Origin of the sequence: Sphingomonas piscis, assembly GCF_011300455.1 — a bacterium.
Lineage (GTDB): Bacteria > Pseudomonadota > Alphaproteobacteria > Sphingomonadales > Sphingomonadaceae > Sphingomicrobium > Sphingomicrobium piscis.
On the sequence record NZ_CP049869.1, the window covers coordinates 2,686,561 to 2,704,988 of the forward strand.

15 protein-coding genes, 1 tRNA gene and 1 pseudogene are annotated in these 18,428 nt (G+C 63.6%); 11 read left to right on the forward strand and 6 right to left on the reverse strand.

Going from position 1 to position 18,428, the window contains the following annotated elements:
- The first annotated feature begins 19 nt into the window (after nt 1-19).
- Both G7077_RS13670 and G7077_RS13675 read left to right on the forward strand, forming a co-directional pair.
- Nucleotides 20-1,339, forward strand: coding sequence for a heavy-metal-associated domain-containing protein (locus tag G7077_RS13670; protein ID WP_166412190.1), 1,320 nt, complete (start codon nt 20-22; stop codon nt 1,337-1,339).
- A gap of 116 nt (nt 1,340-1,455) precedes the next feature.
- Nucleotides 1,456-1,953, forward strand: coding sequence for an HdaA/DnaA family protein (locus G7077_RS13675; RefSeq protein ID WP_166412191.1), 498 nt, complete (start codon nt 1,456-1,458; stop codon nt 1,951-1,953).
- Here the strand turns inward: G7077_RS13675 and rnd are convergent.
- Nucleotides 1,950-3,128, reverse strand: coding sequence for a ribonuclease D (gene rnd, locus G7077_RS13680; RefSeq protein WP_166412192.1), 1,179 nt, complete (start codon nt 3,126-3,128; stop codon nt 1,950-1,952). The two genes, G7077_RS13675 and rnd, sit on opposite strands and share 4 nt — an antisense overlap.
- A 110-nt stretch (nt 3,129-3,238) precedes the next feature.
- Between rnd and aspS the strand changes: the two genes are divergently transcribed.
- Nucleotides 3,239-5,014 (forward strand): aspartate--tRNA ligase, encoded by a 1,776-nt coding sequence (gene aspS / locus G7077_RS13685; protein ID WP_166412193.1) that lies wholly within the window; start codon nt 3,239-3,241, stop codon nt 5,012-5,014.
- On the opposite strand, the gene greB is transcribed toward aspS, so the two are convergent.
- Nucleotides 4,977-5,480, reverse strand: a complete 504-nt coding sequence (gene greB, locus G7077_RS13690) for a transcription elongation factor GreB (protein ID WP_166412194.1) — start codon at nt 5,478-5,480, stop codon at nt 4,977-4,979. The genes aspS and greB overlap by 38 nt on opposite strands.
- A 10-nt stretch (nt 5,481-5,490) precedes the next feature.
- Entirely contained in the window at nt 5,491-7,443 is a 1,953-nt protein-coding gene (locus G7077_RS13695) for a lytic transglycosylase domain-containing protein (RefSeq protein WP_166412195.1), read from the reverse strand.
- A gap of 90 nt (nt 7,444-7,533) precedes the next feature.
- Here G7077_RS13695 and dapA point away from each other — a divergent pair, with 90 nt between their 5' ends.
- From dapA to clpX, 5 genes are all read left to right on the forward strand, one after another.
- Nucleotides 7,534-8,409: a 4-hydroxy-tetrahydrodipicolinate synthase gene (gene dapA, locus G7077_RS13700; RefSeq protein ID WP_166412196.1), complete on the forward strand. Its 876-nt coding sequence runs from the start codon at nt 7,534-7,536 to the stop codon at nt 8,407-8,409.
- 7 nt (nt 8,410-8,416) lie between these two features.
- Nucleotides 8,417-8,899: an SsrA-binding protein SmpB gene (gene smpB, locus G7077_RS13705; RefSeq protein ID WP_166412197.1), complete on the forward strand. Its 483-nt coding sequence runs from the start codon at nt 8,417-8,419 to the stop codon at nt 8,897-8,899.
- Between the two features lie 130 nt (nt 8,900-9,029).
- Nucleotides 9,030-11,372, forward strand: a complete 2,343-nt coding sequence (locus G7077_RS13710) for a response regulator (protein ID WP_425505288.1) — start codon at nt 9,030-9,032, stop codon at nt 11,370-11,372.
- 39 nt (nt 11,373-11,411) lie between these two features.
- A complete protein-coding gene (locus tag G7077_RS13715; protein ID WP_166412198.1) occupies nt 11,412-11,768 on the forward strand; it encodes a response regulator in 357 nt (118 codons plus the stop codon).
- A 212-nt stretch (nt 11,769-11,980) separates the two neighbouring features.
- On the forward strand, nt 11,981-13,246 hold the full coding sequence (gene clpX / locus G7077_RS13720) for an ATP-dependent Clp protease ATP-binding subunit ClpX (protein WP_166412199.1): 1,266 nt from the start codon (nt 11,981-11,983) through the stop codon (nt 13,244-13,246).
- On the opposite strand, the gene G7077_RS13725 is transcribed toward clpX, so the two are convergent.
- Nucleotides 13,243-14,712, reverse strand: coding sequence for a L,D-transpeptidase family protein (locus tag G7077_RS13725; protein WP_166412200.1), 1,470 nt, complete (start codon nt 14,710-14,712; stop codon nt 13,243-13,245). The genes clpX and G7077_RS13725 overlap by 4 nt on opposite strands.
- 60 nt (nt 14,713-14,772) lie before the next feature.
- Complete coding sequence (locus G7077_RS13730; protein WP_166412201.1) at nt 14,773-14,982, reverse strand: hypothetical protein; 210 nt, start codon at nt 14,980-14,982, stop codon at nt 14,773-14,775.
- Nucleotides 14,983-15,139: 157 nt separating this feature from the next.
- Here G7077_RS13730 and G7077_RS13735 point away from each other — a divergent pair.
- The 3 genes and pseudogenes from G7077_RS13735 to G7077_RS13745 form a co-directional block, all read left to right on the forward strand.
- Nucleotides 15,140-17,475: pseudogene (locus G7077_RS13735) on the forward strand (LON peptidase substrate-binding domain-containing protein); the annotation flags it as partial.
- Between the two features lie 82 nt (nt 17,476-17,557).
- Nucleotides 17,558-17,830, forward strand: a complete 273-nt coding sequence (locus G7077_RS13740) for an HU family DNA-binding protein (protein ID WP_166412202.1) — start codon at nt 17,558-17,560, stop codon at nt 17,828-17,830.
- A gap of 51 nt (nt 17,831-17,881) precedes the next feature.
- Nucleotides 17,882-17,956 (forward strand) — tRNA-Val (locus G7077_RS13745).
- Between the two features lie 7 nt (nt 17,957-17,963).
- Here the strand turns inward: G7077_RS13745 and G7077_RS13750 are convergent.
- Nucleotides 17,964-18,392: an HIT family protein gene (locus G7077_RS13750; protein WP_166412504.1), complete on the reverse strand. Its 429-nt coding sequence runs from the start codon at nt 18,390-18,392 to the stop codon at nt 17,964-17,966.
- Nucleotides 18,393-18,428 lie beyond the last annotated feature (36 nt).

Below are 18,428 nucleotides of genomic sequence, written 5' to 3' on the forward strand. Positions count from 1 at the left end.
CGCCAAAAGCGCCTCCTACATGTCTCGCCGCCTGCTCGCACTCTTCGCGCTGATCCTCCTGGGCGCCGTCGGAATTTCCGCCGGGCTTCAGGCGCAGCTCGAATCCGCCGATCGCGGCATCGCGCCGATCGACAGTTCGGGCACGCTGGAGATCACCGGTATCCACGTCGACGTCGGCGGAAAGGATGCGCAGGACGCGCGCTTCTCCGGCTGGCGCGTGGCGCAGCGCGAAGGGTTCAAGGCGCTTTGGGCCAAGACGCATAAGCTTCCGGTCAGCCAGGCACCGACGCTTTCGGATACGGTCCTGGACGGCATGGTCAGCTCGATCATCGTCGAACGCGAACAGATCGGCCCCAACCGCTACATCGCCGACCTCGGTATCTTGTTCGATCGTGCCAAGGCAGGCGGCCTCCTCGGCATCGGTGGTGAAATGCGGCGTTCGCAGCCGATGCTGCTGATCCCCATCCTGGTAAGCGGTGGTACTGCGACGTCCGTTGAGCTGAAGAACAGCTGGCAGCGCGCCTGGGCCCAGTTCCGAACCTCGCAAAGCACAATCGACTATGTGCGGGTGAGCGGGCTTGGAGTGGATCCGGTGCTGGTGAACGCGGCCCAGACGGACCGTCCCGGCCGTGGATGGTGGCGCAACATCGTCGACCTGTACGGGGCTGCGGACATCCTGGTCGCCGAGGTCCAGTTGAACCGTGCCTACCCCGGCGGTCCTGCGCGCGGGCGCTTCATCGCGCGCCACGGGCCGGACAGTGAGATCGTCGGCGGTTTCGAACTGATGGCTGCGGATGGAAATGTTCAGGCGATGATGGACGAAGGCGTGCGCCGGATGGACGAATTGTTCCAGCGCGCACTTCTTGCCGGCCGCCTGCAGCGCGACTCCTCGCTCGATCTGCCGCCGCCGCCCGAATTGCCGCAACTCGAGGAAGAAGAGCCCGAGGAGGCGAAGCCGCAAGAAGCGGTGGCGCCGGCCGCCTATCAGATCCAGATCGTGTCGCCCGATGTGAACACCTACAACTTTGCGGTCGCCAACATACGCACGCTTGGCGGGGTCGACAGCAGCCAGGTGGTCGGGGTCAACATCGGCGGTGTCAGCTACATCCACGTCATCTTCCGCGGATCGCTGTCACAGCTTGCGGCAGCGCTGTCAGGCCGAGGGTATAGCGTCGAAAATCTCGGCAGCGCCGTGCGGATCAGCGGCAATGCCGGGCCGCCGCCGCCGCGGCCGACGCCCCCGCCTGCCGCAACGCCGGGAGCCACGCCAACAACGCCGCCGGCCAGCACGCCTCAACAGCAACCCAATCCGGCTACGACGGGACCGACCTCTCAGTGAGCAGCCGGCCCGACCAGATAGCGCTCCCGCTCGACTGGCCCCAAAGCGACGGTGATTCCCGTTTCATCCTGAGCGATGCCAATCGCGAGGCGTTTGACCATTTCCGGCGGCTAAGCATGTGGCCGGTCAAAGCCACTATCCTGACAGGCCCACGCCGGTCGGGGAGGACGTTGCTGGCGCGAAGCTTCGTCGAGCGGGTCGGAGGCCGGCTCTTCGACAATGCCGACCAGCGCGAAGAGGAGGAGCTGTTTCACGCCTGGAACCAGGCGCAGGACAGCGGCCGTCCGTTGGTCATGATCGCCGATGTCGTGCCACCGGAATGGACGCCGGCTCTACCTGACTTGCGAACGCGGGTTGCCGTCACTCCAGTGGTCCGGATCGGACTGCCCGACGACACCTTGTTTTCCGCTCTCATCCAATTGCTGTTCGCCGACCGCGGGCTGCACATCCCGGCCGAAGCACTCAAGTTCATGAGCGAGCGGCTGTACCGTGACTATTGGAGCGTTGAGCGGGCGGTCGAGGCGGTCGATCGCTACGCTATCGCAGAACGCGCGCGCATCAGCCTGCCAACCATCAAGCGCGCCCTCGTCGAAGCAGGGATGATCGACGGCTAGTCGGCCGGAGCTTCGGCGATCCGGCTCATCTTGAGCTTGCCATTTTCGACCCCGAAGCCGAGCCGTCCCTCGACCAGATCGAGCGCGTCCTTGCCGAACTGATCGAAGCGCCAGCCCTTTAGGATGTTCAGGTCCTTGCGCACGCCGGCGGCCAGCGCTTCCAGATCGTCCGAACGGGCAATCAGCCGTGCAGCGACGCCGATTTCCTTTGAGCGGATCTTCAGCAGGAGCTTCAGCAAGTCGCTGATCAGCACTCCATCCTTCGTCAGCCCCGGACGGCGCGGTTCGCGGTCGGGCAGCTCATCCGCCTCCAGCGGCTTGGATGCGGCAATCGTTGCCATCAGCCGCGCGCCGATGTCGTTGGCTCGCCAGCCGGCGGACAGGCCGCGAATCTTGCCAAGGTCGTCCTGTGTCTTTGGTGGGTGAAGGACGATCTCGCTCAGCGTGTCGTCCTTCACGATTCGGCCCCGAGGCAGGTTCTTCGACCGCGCCTCGGTCTCACGCCAGGCGGCAACGGCCTTCAGCCGGCCAAGCACCGCCGGATTGCGGCTCGGAAGCTTCAGGCGCTTCCAGGCATCTTCAGGCTCGAACGCGAAACTGGACGGGTCCGCGAGGCGCTCCATCTCCTCGTCGAGCCAGGCGCCGCGTCCGTTACGCCGAAGCTTCTCGACCATCTTGGGGAAAACGGTGGCAAGGTGCGTAACGTCGGCAATCGCATAGTCGATCTGTCGCTTGTCGAGGGGGCGACGGCTCCAGTCGGTGAACCGCGCACCCTTGTCGAGGCTATGGCCGAGCAGCGACTCGATGAGATTGGAGTAGCCGATCTGCTCGCCGTGCCCGAGCGCCATGGCCGCGATCTGGGTATCGAAGAGCGGGTAAGGGGTCTTTCCGGTGAGGTTATGGACGATCTCCAGATCCTGGCCGCCGGCGTGGAAGACCTTAAGCACATCCTCATTGTTCACGAGGAGGTCCAGCAACGGTTTCAAGTCGATATCGGCGAGGGGGTCGATCGCGGCGGCTTCCTCCGTGCTGGCGACCTGAATCAGGCACAGCTCGGGCCAATAGGTATTTTCGCGCATGAACTCAGTGTCGACGGCGATGAAGGGCTGGGTCTTCAGCCGGTCGACGAGGCTCGCAAGCTCTTCGGATGTGGCGATAAGTGGATGAATCTGCATGAGTGAGAGGCGCCATAGCGGCGGCCGCGCGCCTTGACAAAGAGCAGATTCGCGGGCGTAGCGCGGCCCTTCATTTCCTATAACCTTCAGACGCCGGAAACGCCATCATCATGCACGCCTATCGCAGCCACAATTGCGGCGACCTTCGCTCCAGCCATGTTGGCGAGACAGTGCGCCTGTCTGGTTGGGTCCATCGCAAGCGCGACCATGGCGGCGTGCTGTTCGTTGACCTTCGCGACCATTACGGGATCACGCAGATCGTCGCGGATACCGACAGCCCGGCATTGCCGATCCTCGACCGGCTGCGGGTCGAGTCGGTGGTCACCATCGACGGCAATGTGAAGGCGCGTGCCGAGGGCACCACCAACGCGAACTTGCCCACCGGCGACATCGAGGTGTTCGCCCGTGAGGTCACCGTCCAGTCGGCCGCCGCCGAACTGCCGATGCCGGTGGCGGGCGACCAGGAGTATCCCGAGGATATCCGCCTGAAGTACCGCTACCTCGACCTCCGCCGCGACCGCGTGCATCAGAACATGCTGCTCCGCTCGCAGGTGATCGCCTCGATCCGCCGACGAATGATTGAGCAGGGCTTTACCGAGTTCCAGACCCCGATCCTGACCGCCAGCTCGCCCGAAGGCGCGCGCGACTATCTTGTCCCCAGCCGCGTCCATCCGGGCAAATTCTACGCACTCCCGCAGGCGCCGCAGATGTTCAAGCAGCTGCTGATGGTTGCCGGTTTCGACCGCTACTTCCAGATCGCGCCTTGCTTCCGCGATGAAGACGCACGCGCCGATCGCAGCCCGGGCGAATTCTACCAGCTCGACTTCGAGATGAGCTTCGTCACGCAGGACGATGTGTTCAACGCCATCGAGCCGGTGCTTTCGGGCGTGTTCCAAGAGTTCGCGGGCGACCGCTACGTCACGCCGGCCGGCGAGTTCGTACGCATTCCCTACAAGGAAGCTTTGCTGAAGTATGGCAGCGACAAGCCGGACCTCCGCAACCCCTTGCTGGTGTCCGACGTCGGCCAGCACTTCGCGGGCTCAGGCTTCGGCCTGTTTGCGAAGATCACCGACGGCGGCGGCGTGGTCCGCGCGGTGCCGGCGCCGAACACCGCTGGGCTCAGCCGCAAGTTCTTCGACGACATGAACGAGTGGGCACGCGGCGAGGGGTTCGCCGGTCTGGGCTATGCCACCCGCAAGGGCGGCGAATGGGGTGGGCCGATCGCCAAGAACCACGGCACCGAAGGAATGGACAAGCTCGCCGCCGAAATGGAACTCGGCCCCGACGACGGCATCTTCTTCGCTGCGGGCAAGGAGGCCGAAGCCGCCAAGCTCGCCGGATTGGCCCGAACGCGCGTGGCCGAGCAGCTCGACCTCATCGAGAAGAACGCCTACCGCTTCTGCTGGATCGTCGACTTTCCGATGTTCGAATATGACGAGCAGGCGAAGAAGATCGACTTTTCGCACAACCCCTTCTCGATGCCGCAGGGCGAATTGGAGGCGCTCGAGACGAAGGATCCGCTCGACATCCTGGCGTGGCAGTATGACATCGTCTGCAACGGCGTGGAGTTGAGCTCCGGCGCGATCCGGAACCACCGTCCGGATATCATGTACAAGGCGTTCGAAATCGCCGGCTACAGCCGTGAGGACGTAGACACCAATTTCCCCGGCATGATTGGCGCGTTCAAGTATGGCGCGCCGCCGCACGGCGGCTCGGCGCCCGGCATCGACCGCATCGTCATGCTGCTCGCCGACGAGCCGAACATCCGCGAGGTGATCGTCTTCCCGATGACCCAGAAAGCGGAAGACCTGATGATGAACGCGCCGGCGCCGGTGACGCCCAAGCAGCTCAAGGAGCTGTCGATCCGGGTTGTGGCGGATAGTTGATGGCCAGCACCTCATAGCTCTTCTCGCCAGCCGGTAAGCGGACGATCCGCTCGTCGCCGATGCGGGCGCCGATGAGCGCGCGAGTGATGGGGGCGCTCCATCCGATGTGACCAGAGGAGGCGTCCGCCTCGTCATTGCCGACGATGGTAACGGTTCGGCGGTTATCGTCCGCATCGGCCAGTTCGACCGTCGCGCCGAAGCGGACCTGGTCACGGCTGCCCTGCGCCGCGGGGTCGACGACCTTGGCATCCTTCATCACCTTGGCGAGATAGCCGAGACGCCGGTCAATCTCACGCAGCCGTTTGCGGCCGTAGATGTAATCGCCATTCTCCGATCGGTCCCCGTTGCCGGCGGCCCAGGAAATGGTTTCAACCAGCTTCGGCCGCTCGGTGCCGAACAGCTGCTCATATTCGGCGCGGATGCGGGCGAAGCCTTGCGGAGTGATGTAGCGGTCGGTCGAGCTCATGTGCCCAGCCTTAGCCTGGACGCGACTTCCCAAGATAGCGGGAGACATGCATAGCCGATTGCGGCGTGGGCGACGGGTTCAGGCTGTCATAGACGACGCTGTTCTCGATCACTCGCTGGACGTAGCCCTTGGTCTCGGTGAACGGGATTGCCTCAATCCACTTAAGAACGTCGACGTTTCCACGCGGGTCGCCATTGGCGTTGATCCATTTGCGAACGTTGCCGGCGCCCGCATTGTAGCTTGCCACCGCCAGCGGAACGTTGCCGCCCCAAATATTAAGCAACCGCTGGAAGTAAGCCGAGCCGAGCATCACGTTGTAGGCGGGATCGGAGGTCAGCCGGCCATAATCATAGCCGTAACCCATCTTGCCCGCCTGCTCCTGCGCAGTGCCCGGCATCAGCTGCATCATGCCGCGCGCGCCAGCGTGGCTGACAGCCGTTCGGTCAAAGCTACTCTCCTGTCGCGTGATCCCGTTGACCACCGATGGCAGGCTGGCTCGCTGGGCGAGGGCATGGACCGGGAAGGCCTGGCGGACATAGAACATGCTGCCGTTGTTGCGCGCTGCCCGGGCAACCCACACCGGCAGGTCGTCGCGACCGGTCTGCCGACCCATTTCGACAGCCAATGCGCGCTGGTTATTGTCCGTCAGCGATTCGGCAAGTGCACGGACGAAAAGCGCCTGATCCTGCCGTTGGCCTTGCTGGTCGAGCAGCCGCGTGGCGCGCACTAGGGGATTGCTATTGAAGAAGGCGCGGGCTGGGTCGTTCGGCGCAACCGCGGCGGCATGACCCGGCGCAGGGACGTTGCGGCCCGTCCGTTCAAGCGCCAGCTGTCCGTAGAAGAGTTCGGGATAGGCGGCCGCACGCTGGAAGTAGGAAGCGGCGGTTCCGGCCTGGCCTGCCGCAAGGGCGGCGCGTCCTGCCCAGTAGCTGCCCTTGGTCAGCACTTGGAGCGACTTGCCGCCGCGTGCGTAGCGATCGAACAAGGCGATGGCGTCGAGCGGCTTGGCATTGCGGTCCAATGCAGTCGTGCCGGCGAGCCACGTCAGACTGGTATATTTGTCCCGGATGCCGAGCGGCTGGGCGGCGATATCGGTGCCCGCGGGGAAGGCGTCGTCGACCTGCCGAGCGATGTTGTAGGCGGTGACATATTGCCGGTCACGGTAAGCGCCGTTCGCCAGAGCCAGCAGCATTTCATAGAAACGGTCGGGATCACCTGGACGGATCGAGAATGCATGGGGACGAGCCGCCAGCGATCGTGCGGCTTGCTCGCTTCCGGCTGCCCGAAGGTAGCGAAGGCGATCCATCAGCAAACCCGCGTCCAGTCCGACGAGCCCCGCGACTTGCGAGAAACGCTGCTCGGCATCAGCGGTGCGTAGCTGCATCGCGATGCGCGCGGCGAGTGCAGGCTGCCGCGCCGGCGTTGCCAGACCCACGAAACGCTGGGCGTCGGTCGGCTTTTTGGCGAACAGAAGACCGTCGACCCTTCGCTCATGATCCGCGGCGGTAAAGATCCCGCCTAGCCGGGCATAGAGCTGCTGCTCATGCTCTGGGCCGAGGTCACCCGCCGCCCAGGCACTGCGCGCCGCGGATGCCGCCTCCGCCGAGCGACCCGCAGCCTGCAACGCCATCGCCAGCTGCGCATGGCCGTTGCCAGTAGTGGGTGCTTTCTGCCCGAAGAATGCGAGCACGGTGGGACCATGTTCGCCGATCCGCATGGCTTTCTCGGCGTTGAGGCGCATGTTCGTCTCACCCGGCCAACCGGGATTGGCGATCAGGAAACCCGCGTAGGTCGCGAAGCCGTAGCGATCGCTCTGACGGAGCTGCCGCCAGGTGCCAAGGGCGGCATTGATGTCGGCATTGGCGTAGGCTGGAACGGCCCCGTAGCGGACCGTCGGAAGCTGAGCGGAAGCGGATGGTGCCACCATCAATCCGACGGCGAGGAGAAAAGCTGCGCGCCTCATGCTGGACATCATGCCGATACCGTCCTTATCAGGCCATGAACGTGGCCACCCCGTCATGTTCAGCAAACTCACCGCACAAGGCTTAGGTTCATGTTTTTCGGGTCTATTCCCGCGCTGATCACCCCCTTTTCGGATGGCCGTGTCGACGAGGCCACATTCCGCGATTTCGTGGAGTGGCAGGTCGCTGAGGGCAGCGATGCGCTGGTGCCGGTGGGCACCACCGGAGAATCCGCCACCCTAGATTTCGAGGAGCATCACCGGGTCATTGCGATCTGCGTCGAGCAGGCGCGGGGGCGCGTTCCGGTGATCGCCGGGTGCGGATCGAACAACACGCAATCGGCCATTGCCAACATGCGGGAGGCTCAGAAGGATGGCGCCGACGCCGCGCTCGTCGTCTTGCCCTATTACAACCGGCCAAGCCAAGCGGGGTTGATCGCTCACTTCAAGGCGCTCGCCGACGCCTGCGACCTGCCGATCGTTGTTTACAACGTGCCCGGACGGACGGTGACCAACATCACGGTGGAAACGCTGGCCGAAGTGTCGCGCATCCCGTCGGTAATCGGGATCAAGGATGCGACGGGCGACCTTGGCAGGGTGACGGCCCAGCGCGCCGCTTGCGGGGAGACCTTTTGCCAATTGTCGGGCAATGACGAAACGGCGCTCGGCTTCAACGCGATGGGCGGGGTCGGGTGCATTTCCGTCAGCGCCAATGTCGCGCCGCGTCTTTGTTCCGACTTTCAGCGCGCAACGCGTGAAGGGCGCTGGGATGAGGCGCTGGAGCTTCAGGACAGGTTGTACCCGCTCCACGTCGCGCTGTTTACCGACGCTTCGCCGGCACCGGTGAAATACGCGGTCAGCCGGGTTCGTCCGGGCTTCGACCCCTCGGCGCGGCTGCCGATCGTCGAAGCGTCGGAAGCGAGCCGGCAGGCGGTCGATGCCGCGCTGGCCCATGCGGGGCTGATCTAGGCACCGCATGGCCAAGGAGCCCCAGCAGCCCTTCGACAAGGTCAAGGTCGTCGCCGAGAACCGGCGCGCCCGCTACGACTATTTCGTCGAGGAGCGCTTCGAGGCCGGGATCGAACTCCAAGGCACGGAGGTGAAGTCGCTTCGCACCGGCGAGGGCTCGATCGCGGAGAGCTATGCTACCGTCGATGGCGATCAAGTGTTCCTGATCAATGCTTCCATTCCGCAGTATAAAAGCGGAAGCTGGATGAACCATGAGCCCCGGCGGCCGCGCCGGTTGCTGATGAAGCGGCGGGAGATCAACAAGCTTACCGGCGCCATCCAGCGGCAAGGGCTGACGGTGGTGCCTCTGTCCGTCTACTTCAACACCAGCGGCAAGGCGAAGATCGAGCTTGCGCTGGCGCGGGGTAAGAAAGCGCACGACAAGCGCGAGACCATCAAGGAACGCGACTGGAAGCGGGAGCAGGGGCGTCTCCTTCGCGACAATCGGTGATCGTCTTCACGCGTGCTCATCCGCGCTATGACACGGCCTCACCTTGCCATATGACGGTCGAGGCCGAGCGGAATGGCCAGGCGCGGCTGAGCCCGAAGGGAGGGCATTAGTGTTTCAAGATGAGCCTCCAGTGGATCTGGACCAGTCCACGACGGGTCTGGCTCGCTGGGCTTATTGGGGCACCGCGGCTGGCGCCGCCTTGTCGGTGGCGGCAATTCTGTGGCTGTTGCAGCAACCTTTGCTGGCGGCAGGGGCGGCGTTGATGGTCGGCGCGGGTGCAGCGGCGCTGTCACTCCGGCGCCCGTCCTTTGGCGTGAGCCCCGCCATGCTTCAGGATGGCCCCGACTTCTCCATCGTTGCATCGGCGCTCCGCTTGTGTGCCGAGCCCGCGATCTTGACGACGGCGCAGGGCACCCTGCTTAACGCCAATGCGGCTTATCGCGACCGTTTCGGCAGCGCCGCGCCGGGAAAGTTGGCGGTTGACGAGGAGGGCGCGCACTCCATCGAGCTCGCCCGCAGCATGGCCGTGCGCGACGGCGCCGGCTGTGCTGCGGGGATCGGGACTGGCGACGGGCGTACTTCCATCGAGGTGGAGCGGGTCGGGACGCAAGGCGACTTCCTGCTGTGGCGCTTCCCGCGTCAGCGGAGTGCCGAGACTCAGCATGTGATTTCCCGCTGGCTTGGCGCCCAGGGTGGCGAAAGCCTGGGACAGAATGGGGTCTTGTCGGCCCTGGTCGACCGGGACGGGGCGATCTTGACGTGCAACTCCGCCTTCAGGGAACAGAGCGGCCTAGCGGACAAAGCGGATGCGAAGTTCGACGAGCTGATCGGGACGGACGGCGTTCACGCCATCGTGATCGGCGGCCAGACCGTCGGGCCGCTTCGCCTGATCCGGGTGCCGGTCGAGGCGCAATCAGGCGTGTTCGCGGCTTTTCTCCTCGAACATGATGTGGTCGAAAGCTCCAGCGAGTCCCAGCATCTTCAGGAGCTGCTCGATGTGCTTCCGATCGGCCTCGCGCTGGTGGATCGCGACGGTCGGTTCCTGACGATGAACCAGGCCTTCCGCACGGCGGCCGGGATCAAGGGAAGCACGGCGCCAAGCTATCCGAGCGATCTCGTCATCAAGGACGACAAGGCGCCGGTTGCCGATGCCGTGCGGCGCAACGCACGCGGCCCTGCAATGTCGGGCGACCTTGCGGTGCGGCTGGCGCGCGATCCGTCGGAGCCGGTGGCACTGACCATCGCCGGCCTTCGCGGGCTTGGCGAGGCGGCGGTTCTCCTGCTCCTCAAGGACAATAGCGAGGAAGCCAAGCTGAAGCGGCAGGTCGCGCAGGCGACCAAGATGCAGGTGGTCGGCCAGCTGGCAGGCGGCGTCGCGCACGACTTCAACAATATCCTGACCGCGATTATCGGTCATTGCGACCTCATGCTGATGCGGCACACGCCGGGCGACAGCGACTATGACGACATCCAGCAGATCAAGTCGAACTCGAACCGCGCCGCGGGCCTGACCCGGCAGCTGTTGGCCTTCTCGCGCCAGCAGACGCTTCGGCCCCAAGTGCTCCAGCTTCCGGACGTGATCTCCGAAGTGTCGCATCTGCTCAAACGCCTGCTCGGTGAGACGGTGGAGCTGGTGGTGAAGCATGGGCGCCATCTCGGCTCCGTCCGCGCCGATCCAGGTCAGCTCGAGCAAGTGATCGTCAACCTGGCGGTGAACGCCCGCGACGCCATGACGTCACAGGGCGGGGGAACGCTCACCATCCAGACCTATCCCGTGAACGCCGATCAGGTCGCCGAATTGGGATCGGACATCCTGCCAGTGGCCGATTACAGCGCCTTGTCCGTTACCGACACCGGCTGCGGAATCGCGCCGAGCGTGCTCGGCAAGGTGTTCGAGCCATTCTTCACCACCAAGGAGGTCGGCAAGGGAACAGGACTGGGGCTGTCGACGGTCTATGGCATCGTCAAACAGTCGGGCGGCTTCATCTTTGCCGATTCCAAGCTGGGCGAGGGCACCCGCTTCGTCATTTACCTGCCGGTCCACCAGGAAGAAGCCGGTGCGGCGAAGGCGCGCAAGGCCCCCAAGCCGAAAGAGAATGAGTTGTGGGGCAGCGGCACCGTCCTGCTTGTCGAAGACGAGCCGATGGTCCGGAGCGTGGCCGAACGGGCGCTCACACGGCACGGCTACACGGTGGTGACGGCCGATAACGGCGAGGAAGCGCTGGAGCTGCTGGCCGGCCTTACCGACATCTCATTGCTAATCAGCGACGTCGTCATGCCGATCATGGACGGTCCGACGATGGTCAGGGAAGCGCGCAAGACTCACCCGAACCTCAAGATCCTGTTCATGTCGGGATATGCCGAGGAACAGCTCCGCAATTCGATCGACCTGGATGGGGTGGCGTTTCTTCCCAAACCCTTCTCGGTTCAGGAGTTGGCAGAGGCTGCCCGCCGAGTCGTGGCGACCAAATAAGCCTTTGACCTTTTGCGGTTGCGCCCTATTCGGGCGTTCATGTCCGCGTCCCGATCCATCCTCATTGTCGAGGATGAACCTTTGATTGCCATGATGCTCGAGGATTTCCTCGAATCCCTGGGCCATCAGGTCGCCGGGTCGTGCGACAGCGTCGGGGATGCGCTTGCCGCCGTCGACAAGGGCGGCTTCGACGTCGCGATCCTGGACGTCAACCTCAAGGGCGAGAATGTCTGGCCGGTGGCCACTCGGCTGCGCGACAATGGCGTTCCGTTTGTGATCGCCAGCGGCGGCCATGTCGATCCGCCGCCGCCGGAGTTCGCATCGGTGCCACTGATCGAAAAGCCCTACACCGTGGACCGCGTTACCCCCGCAATCGACGCTGCCATTAACGCCTGACCGGCGCCCCGCCTCTTGCTGGCCGGAAAAGTGCTAACGTCCTGATATCCTTTGGCGCGGAGCACTTGCAGCCCCTTTAGGCAGCTTCCATATGTTTCATTCGGAGCCATATTCGGGCGGGCGGCGTTAACTTACCCTAGAGCTTGCTTGTGCGATAAAGTGGGCTAGCATGGCAGAACTCGGCTGTCCGCGGCCGGTTGATAAGGACGGGAATGACCAAGCTTCAAGGCGGCGACAGCAAGAGCACCCTTTACTGCTCGTTCTGCGGTAAATCGCAGCACGAGGTGCGCAAGCTCATCGCCGGACCTACCGTGTTCATCTGCGACGAATGCGTCGAACTGTGCAACGACATCATCCGCGAGGAATCGAAATCCGCGCTGGTGAAGACGCGCGACGGCGTTCCAACGCCGACCGAGATCTGCAAGGTTCTCGATGATTATGTCATCGGCCAGGCGCGCGCCAAACGGGTGCTCTCCGTTGCCGTCCACAACCATTACAAGCGGCTGAATCACGGCTCCAAGGGCGGCGCCGAGGTCGAGCTCGCCAAGTCGAACATTCTCCTGATCGGCCCGACGGGCTGTGGCAAGACGCTGCTGGCACAGACGCTGGCGCGGATCCTCGACGTGCCCTTCACCATGGCCGACGCGACGACGCTGACCGAAGCCGGTTACGTGGGCGAGGATGTTGAGAACATTATCCTGAAGCTGCTTCAAGCGTCCGACTATAATGTCGAAAAGGCGCAGCGCGGCATCGTCTACATCGACGAGATCGACAAGATCAGCCGTAAGTCGGATAACCCCTCCATCACCCGCGACGTATCCGGCGAAGGCGTGCAGCAGGCGCTGCTGAAGCTGATGGAAGGCACCACGGCCTCCGTCCCGCCGCAGGGCGGCCGCAAGCATCCGCAGCAGGAATTTCTGCAGGTCGATACCACCAACATCCTGTTCATCTGCGGCGGCGCCTTTGCCGGCCTCGACAAGATCATCGCCGACCGTTTGCAAGGCAAGTCGATCGGCTTCGGCGCCCATGTCGCTGCGCCTGACGAGCGTCGCACCGGCGAGGTTCTCAAGAATTGCGAGCCCGAGGACCTGTTGAAGTTCGGCCTCATCCCCGAGTTCATCGGCCGTCTGCCGGTGATCGCGACGCTGGAGGACCTGGACGAGACCGCATTGGTCAAAATCCTGGTCGAACCTAAGAACGCCTTGGTGAAGCAATATGCCAAGCTATTCGACATGGAAGATGTCGAGCTGGAGTTCACCGACGATGCGCTGACTTCGGTCGCGCGCAAGGCTATCGAGCGCCGCACCGGCGCGCGTGGGTTGCGCTCGATCCTTGAAGGCATCCTGCTCGACACAATGTTCGACCTGCCCTCGATGGACGGCGTCGACGAGGTGCATGTCGACAAGGACGTGGTCGAAGGCCGGAAGGAACCGGTCCGCGTTTACGCCAAGAAGGACAAGACCGGCGACGCCGCTTAAAGCGCGCCGGCTCCCTTCGTTTTCAATTCCGTTTTGGCAAGGGTTCCGGTCGTCGAGAGACGAGCAAGGACTGCGTCGTCACGACCGTAATGGTCGGGTAGGAACTCGACCCCGCTCGCCGTCGGCCTAACCGTAAGGTAGGTCATATAGACGGGCACCGGGTCTCGCAGTTGCACGTCTTCCTCAATCTTCGGATTACGTCCCTGCGGCATGTCGCCGAATAGCCAGGTCGCGAGCCGGCGCGCATCTTCCAACCTGACGCAGCCGTTGCTTATCCACTGGTCGCCCTTGCCGAAGTGCGACTTGTCCGGCGTGTCGTGCAGGTAGATTCCGAAGTCGTTGGGAAGCATGAACTTGATCATGCCCATGCTGTTGGCGGGGCTGGGGAGGCGTCGCAGGCGAATTTCCTTGCGCCCGTCGCGCACCGCCACCCAGTCGATCGTGTTGGGATCGAGCACCTGCGGATTGTCGCTCCAGTCGGAGAGGACCTGATATTCGCGGTCGGTGAGGTAGCTGACGCCTTGATCGACAACGCGCGGGGCGATGAGCTTGGTGACGAGTTCAGGCGGCACGTTCCAATAAGGATTGACGCTCGCGTAGCGGATCAAGGCCGCCATCATCGGCGTCGCCGTTTCCTGCGCGCCGACGATGATTTTCATGCTGTCCACCGGGCGACCATTCTCGAACATGGTTAGGCGCGCGCTGCCGGCGTCTACCAGCACATATTTGTGCCGCTCGCCCTCCAGCGGAAGGCGCTTCGCCCGCTCCATGTTGATGATGATCAGCTTCTCGTAGTGATCAGCGCCAAGGTTCAGCGCCTTGATCGTTCCCGCGCCGGCAATGCCATCCGCCTTTTGCCCGTGAGCGGCTTGAAACTCCTTCACGGCAGCGGAAACCGCGGCGTCATATTCCGAGCCAGGCGCCAGCCCAAGCCGGGTACGTAGCTGCGCAACCCGCTCGCCGTTCATGCCGGTCTTGAGTGCCGTCCCGGCGTCAATCTGAACGTCGGGGAGGTCGCCCCAGCGCTGACGATAGCGAACGAGTCCGCGCCGAAGCTCCGTGTATAAAGGGTTGAGCGGGAGGAAGAGGTCGACCGGCGCGCCGCTCCAATCGTCAAAGGAGATGTCGTGAAGCAGGGCTTGCTGCTGCTTGGTCGACGGCTCGATCTCCGGGTCGATGAAGATCATGTCGACACCCTGCTCGATGGCCGGCGGCAGGTCGATCGGCTCAATCGGCTTGCGCTTGGCAACCGCCGGTACTGCGGGAACCGCGGGCTGCTGCTGCACGGGGTAACTGGGTGCGCCCCACGGCTGCTGCTGAGCAGGGTAGCCGGGTGCTCCCCAGGCCGGCTGCTGTTGAACCGGCGCTGGATAATAGCCGCCGGGCGGGGGCGGGTATCCCTGGGCCAGCAGTCCTGCCGACAAGCTCAACAGGACAGGAGCGGCGAGGAGATGTGCAATCTTCATGGTCGCGTGCCTATAGGTCGATAGCTGAACGAATTCAGTATTGCCCCAATCAGCCGGCGTTCAGTCACCTTCGTGCGGCTGCTCGTCGCTTCTGGTAAGCGGAACCCCAAGCTTCTCCGCGGCGCGGGCAACCTCCTCGTCGCTCGGCGCCTCCGGCAACTCCTGACCGGGGGCAAGAGCGTCATCGGCGATGCCGGGCGCCGTGCCTGCGATATTCTCGCCGATCGCGCGCTCGTTCGGGCCGGTTGTGATTTTTTCTCGCTCGTCCATCGTCATGCTCCCGCAAATCCACAGCTTTCAGCGGTCAAGCAGGATGCAAGTTCCCGCCTTTGTTGCGCATGGGGAGGCGGGCGCCCATATGACGGGCATGGCTGTATCGCTTCCTATTCTCCCGCTCCGTGACATCGTCGTCTTTCCTCAGCGCATCGTGCCCCTGTTCGTCGGCCGCGAGAAATCCGTTTCCGCGCTCGAAGCTGCGATGGCCGCCGACAAGCAGCTCTTTCTCGTTGCCCAGCTTGATCCGGGCGAGGACGATCCCGATCGCGAGGCAATGTACGACCTTGGCGTGATCGCTACCGCCATGCAGCTGCTGAAGCTGCCGGACGGCACAGTCCGTGTCCTGGTGGAGGGGGTCAAGCGCGCCCGCCTGGTTAATCTTACCCCGGGCGAGGGTCACATGCTCGCCGAGGTGGAGGAGGTTGACGAAGAGGCCGTCGATGGGCCGGAAGCGCAGGCATTGATGCGCTCGGTCGTCGAGCAGTTCGACAATTATGCGAAGCTCAACAAGCGCTTGCCCCGGAAACGGGCATCCAGCTGTCGGAGATCGAGGATCCTTCCGTACTTGCGGATGCGGTCGCCTCCAACCTGTCGGTCAAAGTGTCGGACAAGCAGGCGTTGCTTGGTGAACTGAACCCATCGCGTCGCCTGGAAATGGTGTTCGCCTTCATGGAAGGCGAGCTTGGCGTTCTGCAGGTCGAGAAGAAGATCCGCAGCCGCGTGAAGCGGCAAATGGAGAAGACACAGCGCGAATATTACCTCAATGAGCAGTTGAAGGCGATTCAGCGCGAGCTCGGCAATGAGAGCGAGGAGGGCGGCGACGAGTTGGTCGAGCTTGCGGCCAAGATCCGCAAGACCCGGCTCAGCAAGGAAGCGCGCAACAAGGCCAATGCCGAGCTGAAAAAGCTGAAGGCAATGGCGCCGATGTCCGCCGAAGCGACCGTGGCGCGCAATTATCTGGACGTTCTGCTCGGGCTGCCTTGGGGCAAGAAATCCAAGGTTAAGAAAGACATCGCCGAGGCGCAGGCGGTGCTCGACGAGGACCATTATGGTCTTGAAAAGGTCAAGGACCGGATCGTCGAATATCTTGCCGTCCAGGCCCGAACCAACAAGCTGAAGGGACCGATCCTTTGCCTGGTCGGCCCTCCGGGTGTCGGCAAGACTTCACTCGGCCGATCCATCGCGAAGGCGACGGGCCGCGAGTTCGTTCGCCAGTCGCTTGGCGGCGTTCGCGACGAGGCCGAGATCCGCGGTCATCGCCGGACCTATATCGGCTCGCTTCCGGGCAAGATCGTGTCGAACCTCAAAAAGGCTGGCACGTCCAATCCGCTGTTCCTTCTCGACGAGATAGACAAGCTCGGCCAGGACTTTCGCGGCGATCCCGCATCGGCGTTGCTCGAGGTTCTCGATCCTGAGCAGAACAGCAAGTTCCAGGATCATTATCTCGAGCTGGACTACGACCTGTCGGACATCATGTTCGTGACGACGGCCAACTCGCTCGACATGCCGCAGCCGCTGCTCGACCGGATGGAGATCATTCGGCTGGAAGGCTATACCGAGGACGAAAAGGTCGAGATCGCTCACCGGCACCTCATCCCGAAGCAGCTCGAAGCGCACGGGCTGAAGGACGGCGAGCTGGAGTTCGCCGACGACGGGCTTCGCATCATCCTCCGTCACTATACGCGCGAGGCGGGTGTGCGGACGCTCGAGCGCGAGTTGGCGAAGGTTGCCCGCAAATCGCTTCGGCAGATTCTCGAGAAGAAGACCGAGAAGGTGGTTTTCACCGCCGAGAACGCCAGCGAGTATCTGGGGGTCCAGCGCTATCGCTACGGTGTCGGCGAGGAAGAGGACCAGATCGGCGCCGTGACTGGCCTCGCCTGGACGGAGGTCGGTGGCGAACTGCTGACCATTGAAGCGGTCACCGTGCCCGGCAAGGGTCAGATCAAGACGACCGGCAAGCTGGGCGAGGTTATGCAGGAGTCCATCCAGGCGGCGATGAGCTTCGTGAAGGCACGCGCGCCAGCCTACGGCGTTAAGCCATCGATCTTCGCGAGGAAGGACATCCACGTGCACTTGCCCGAGGGAGCAGTGCCGAAGGATGGCCCGTCCGCGGGAATCGGCATGGTCACGGCAATGATTTCGACGCTGAGCGGAGTCGCGGTTCGCCGTGACGTTGCGATGACCGGCGAAGTGACGCTACGTGGCCGTGTGCTTCCCATCGGTGGCCTTAAGGAGAAGCTGCTCGCGGCCCTTCGCGGAGGCATCAAGACGGTGTTGATCCCGGCCGAGAATGAGAAGGATTTGGCCGAAATCCCGGGGAGCGTGAAGGATCATCTCGAGATCCTTCCGGTCAGCCACGTCGACGAGGTGCTGGCGCGGGCGCTTGCCGAGCCGCTGCAGGCGATCGAGTGGAGCGATGCCGACGAGCATGCGGCCGAGCCGCCGGTTCATTCAGCCGCTTCGCCCGAGGGTCCGTCCGTTCGCCACTAGACTTGGCCGCCGAGTCTTGCCTTAAGGGGTCCATTCGGCGCGGCCTTGAGTCCCGTGCCACCCAAGAAGAGGCACGGGAATGAACAAGCAGGAACTGATCGGCCAAGTGGCGGATCGCGCGGGGCTGAACCGCAGCGATGCCGCCCGGGCGGTTGAAACGATGCTGGAGGTCATCACGTCGACCCTGAAACGCGGCGACGAAGTGCGCCTGGTCGGGTTCGGCAACTTCAGCGTCACGCGCCGCAAGGCATCGACCGGTCGCAACCCGCGGACCGGCGAGCCGATCGACATCAAGTCCACTTCCCAGCCCAAGTTTCGACCGGGCAAGGTCCTGAAAGACGCCGTTCAGTAAGGCACTGGACTTGGGGAAGCAGCGCATTTATGCGCGCTCCTCCATCGGCATGGGCGCGTAGCTCAGTGGTAGAGCACACCCTTCACACGGGTGGGGTCGTAGGTTCAATCCCTACCGCGCCCACCATGCCGCCTCACCGGAAAAGCTGCTGAAGTTCGTCGACGAGAGCAGCCATCTGCTCCCCGTCGAGCGCTACCGCATTCTTGAGGTCAGGAACGCCCGGCCAGCCCGCGTCCTTGAGCGTCAGGCCATCCCACGAACGCTCGCCCTCGTAGCGGGGGATGATGTGATAATGGACATGAGGATCGACCATCATCAACATGAGATAGTTGATCTTTTCGTAGCCGGAGAAGGCTGCGAGCGCCCGCTCGATCTCCGCAACGACCTGCGCTTGTTCGGCAAAGGCTGAAACCGGCAGGTGGGAATAGGCGGTGGCCGGAGATCGCGCCGCTAGGATCAGCGACCCTAACGTCACCTGCGCGGGCCGCGCGAGCACCACCCAATGTTCGTAGGCCTTGATGAGGGTGGTGGGGTAGCCGAACTTCTCAATGGTTGGATTGATCATGGCACTCACCGTCGCTTGCGTTCGCTTTGCAGC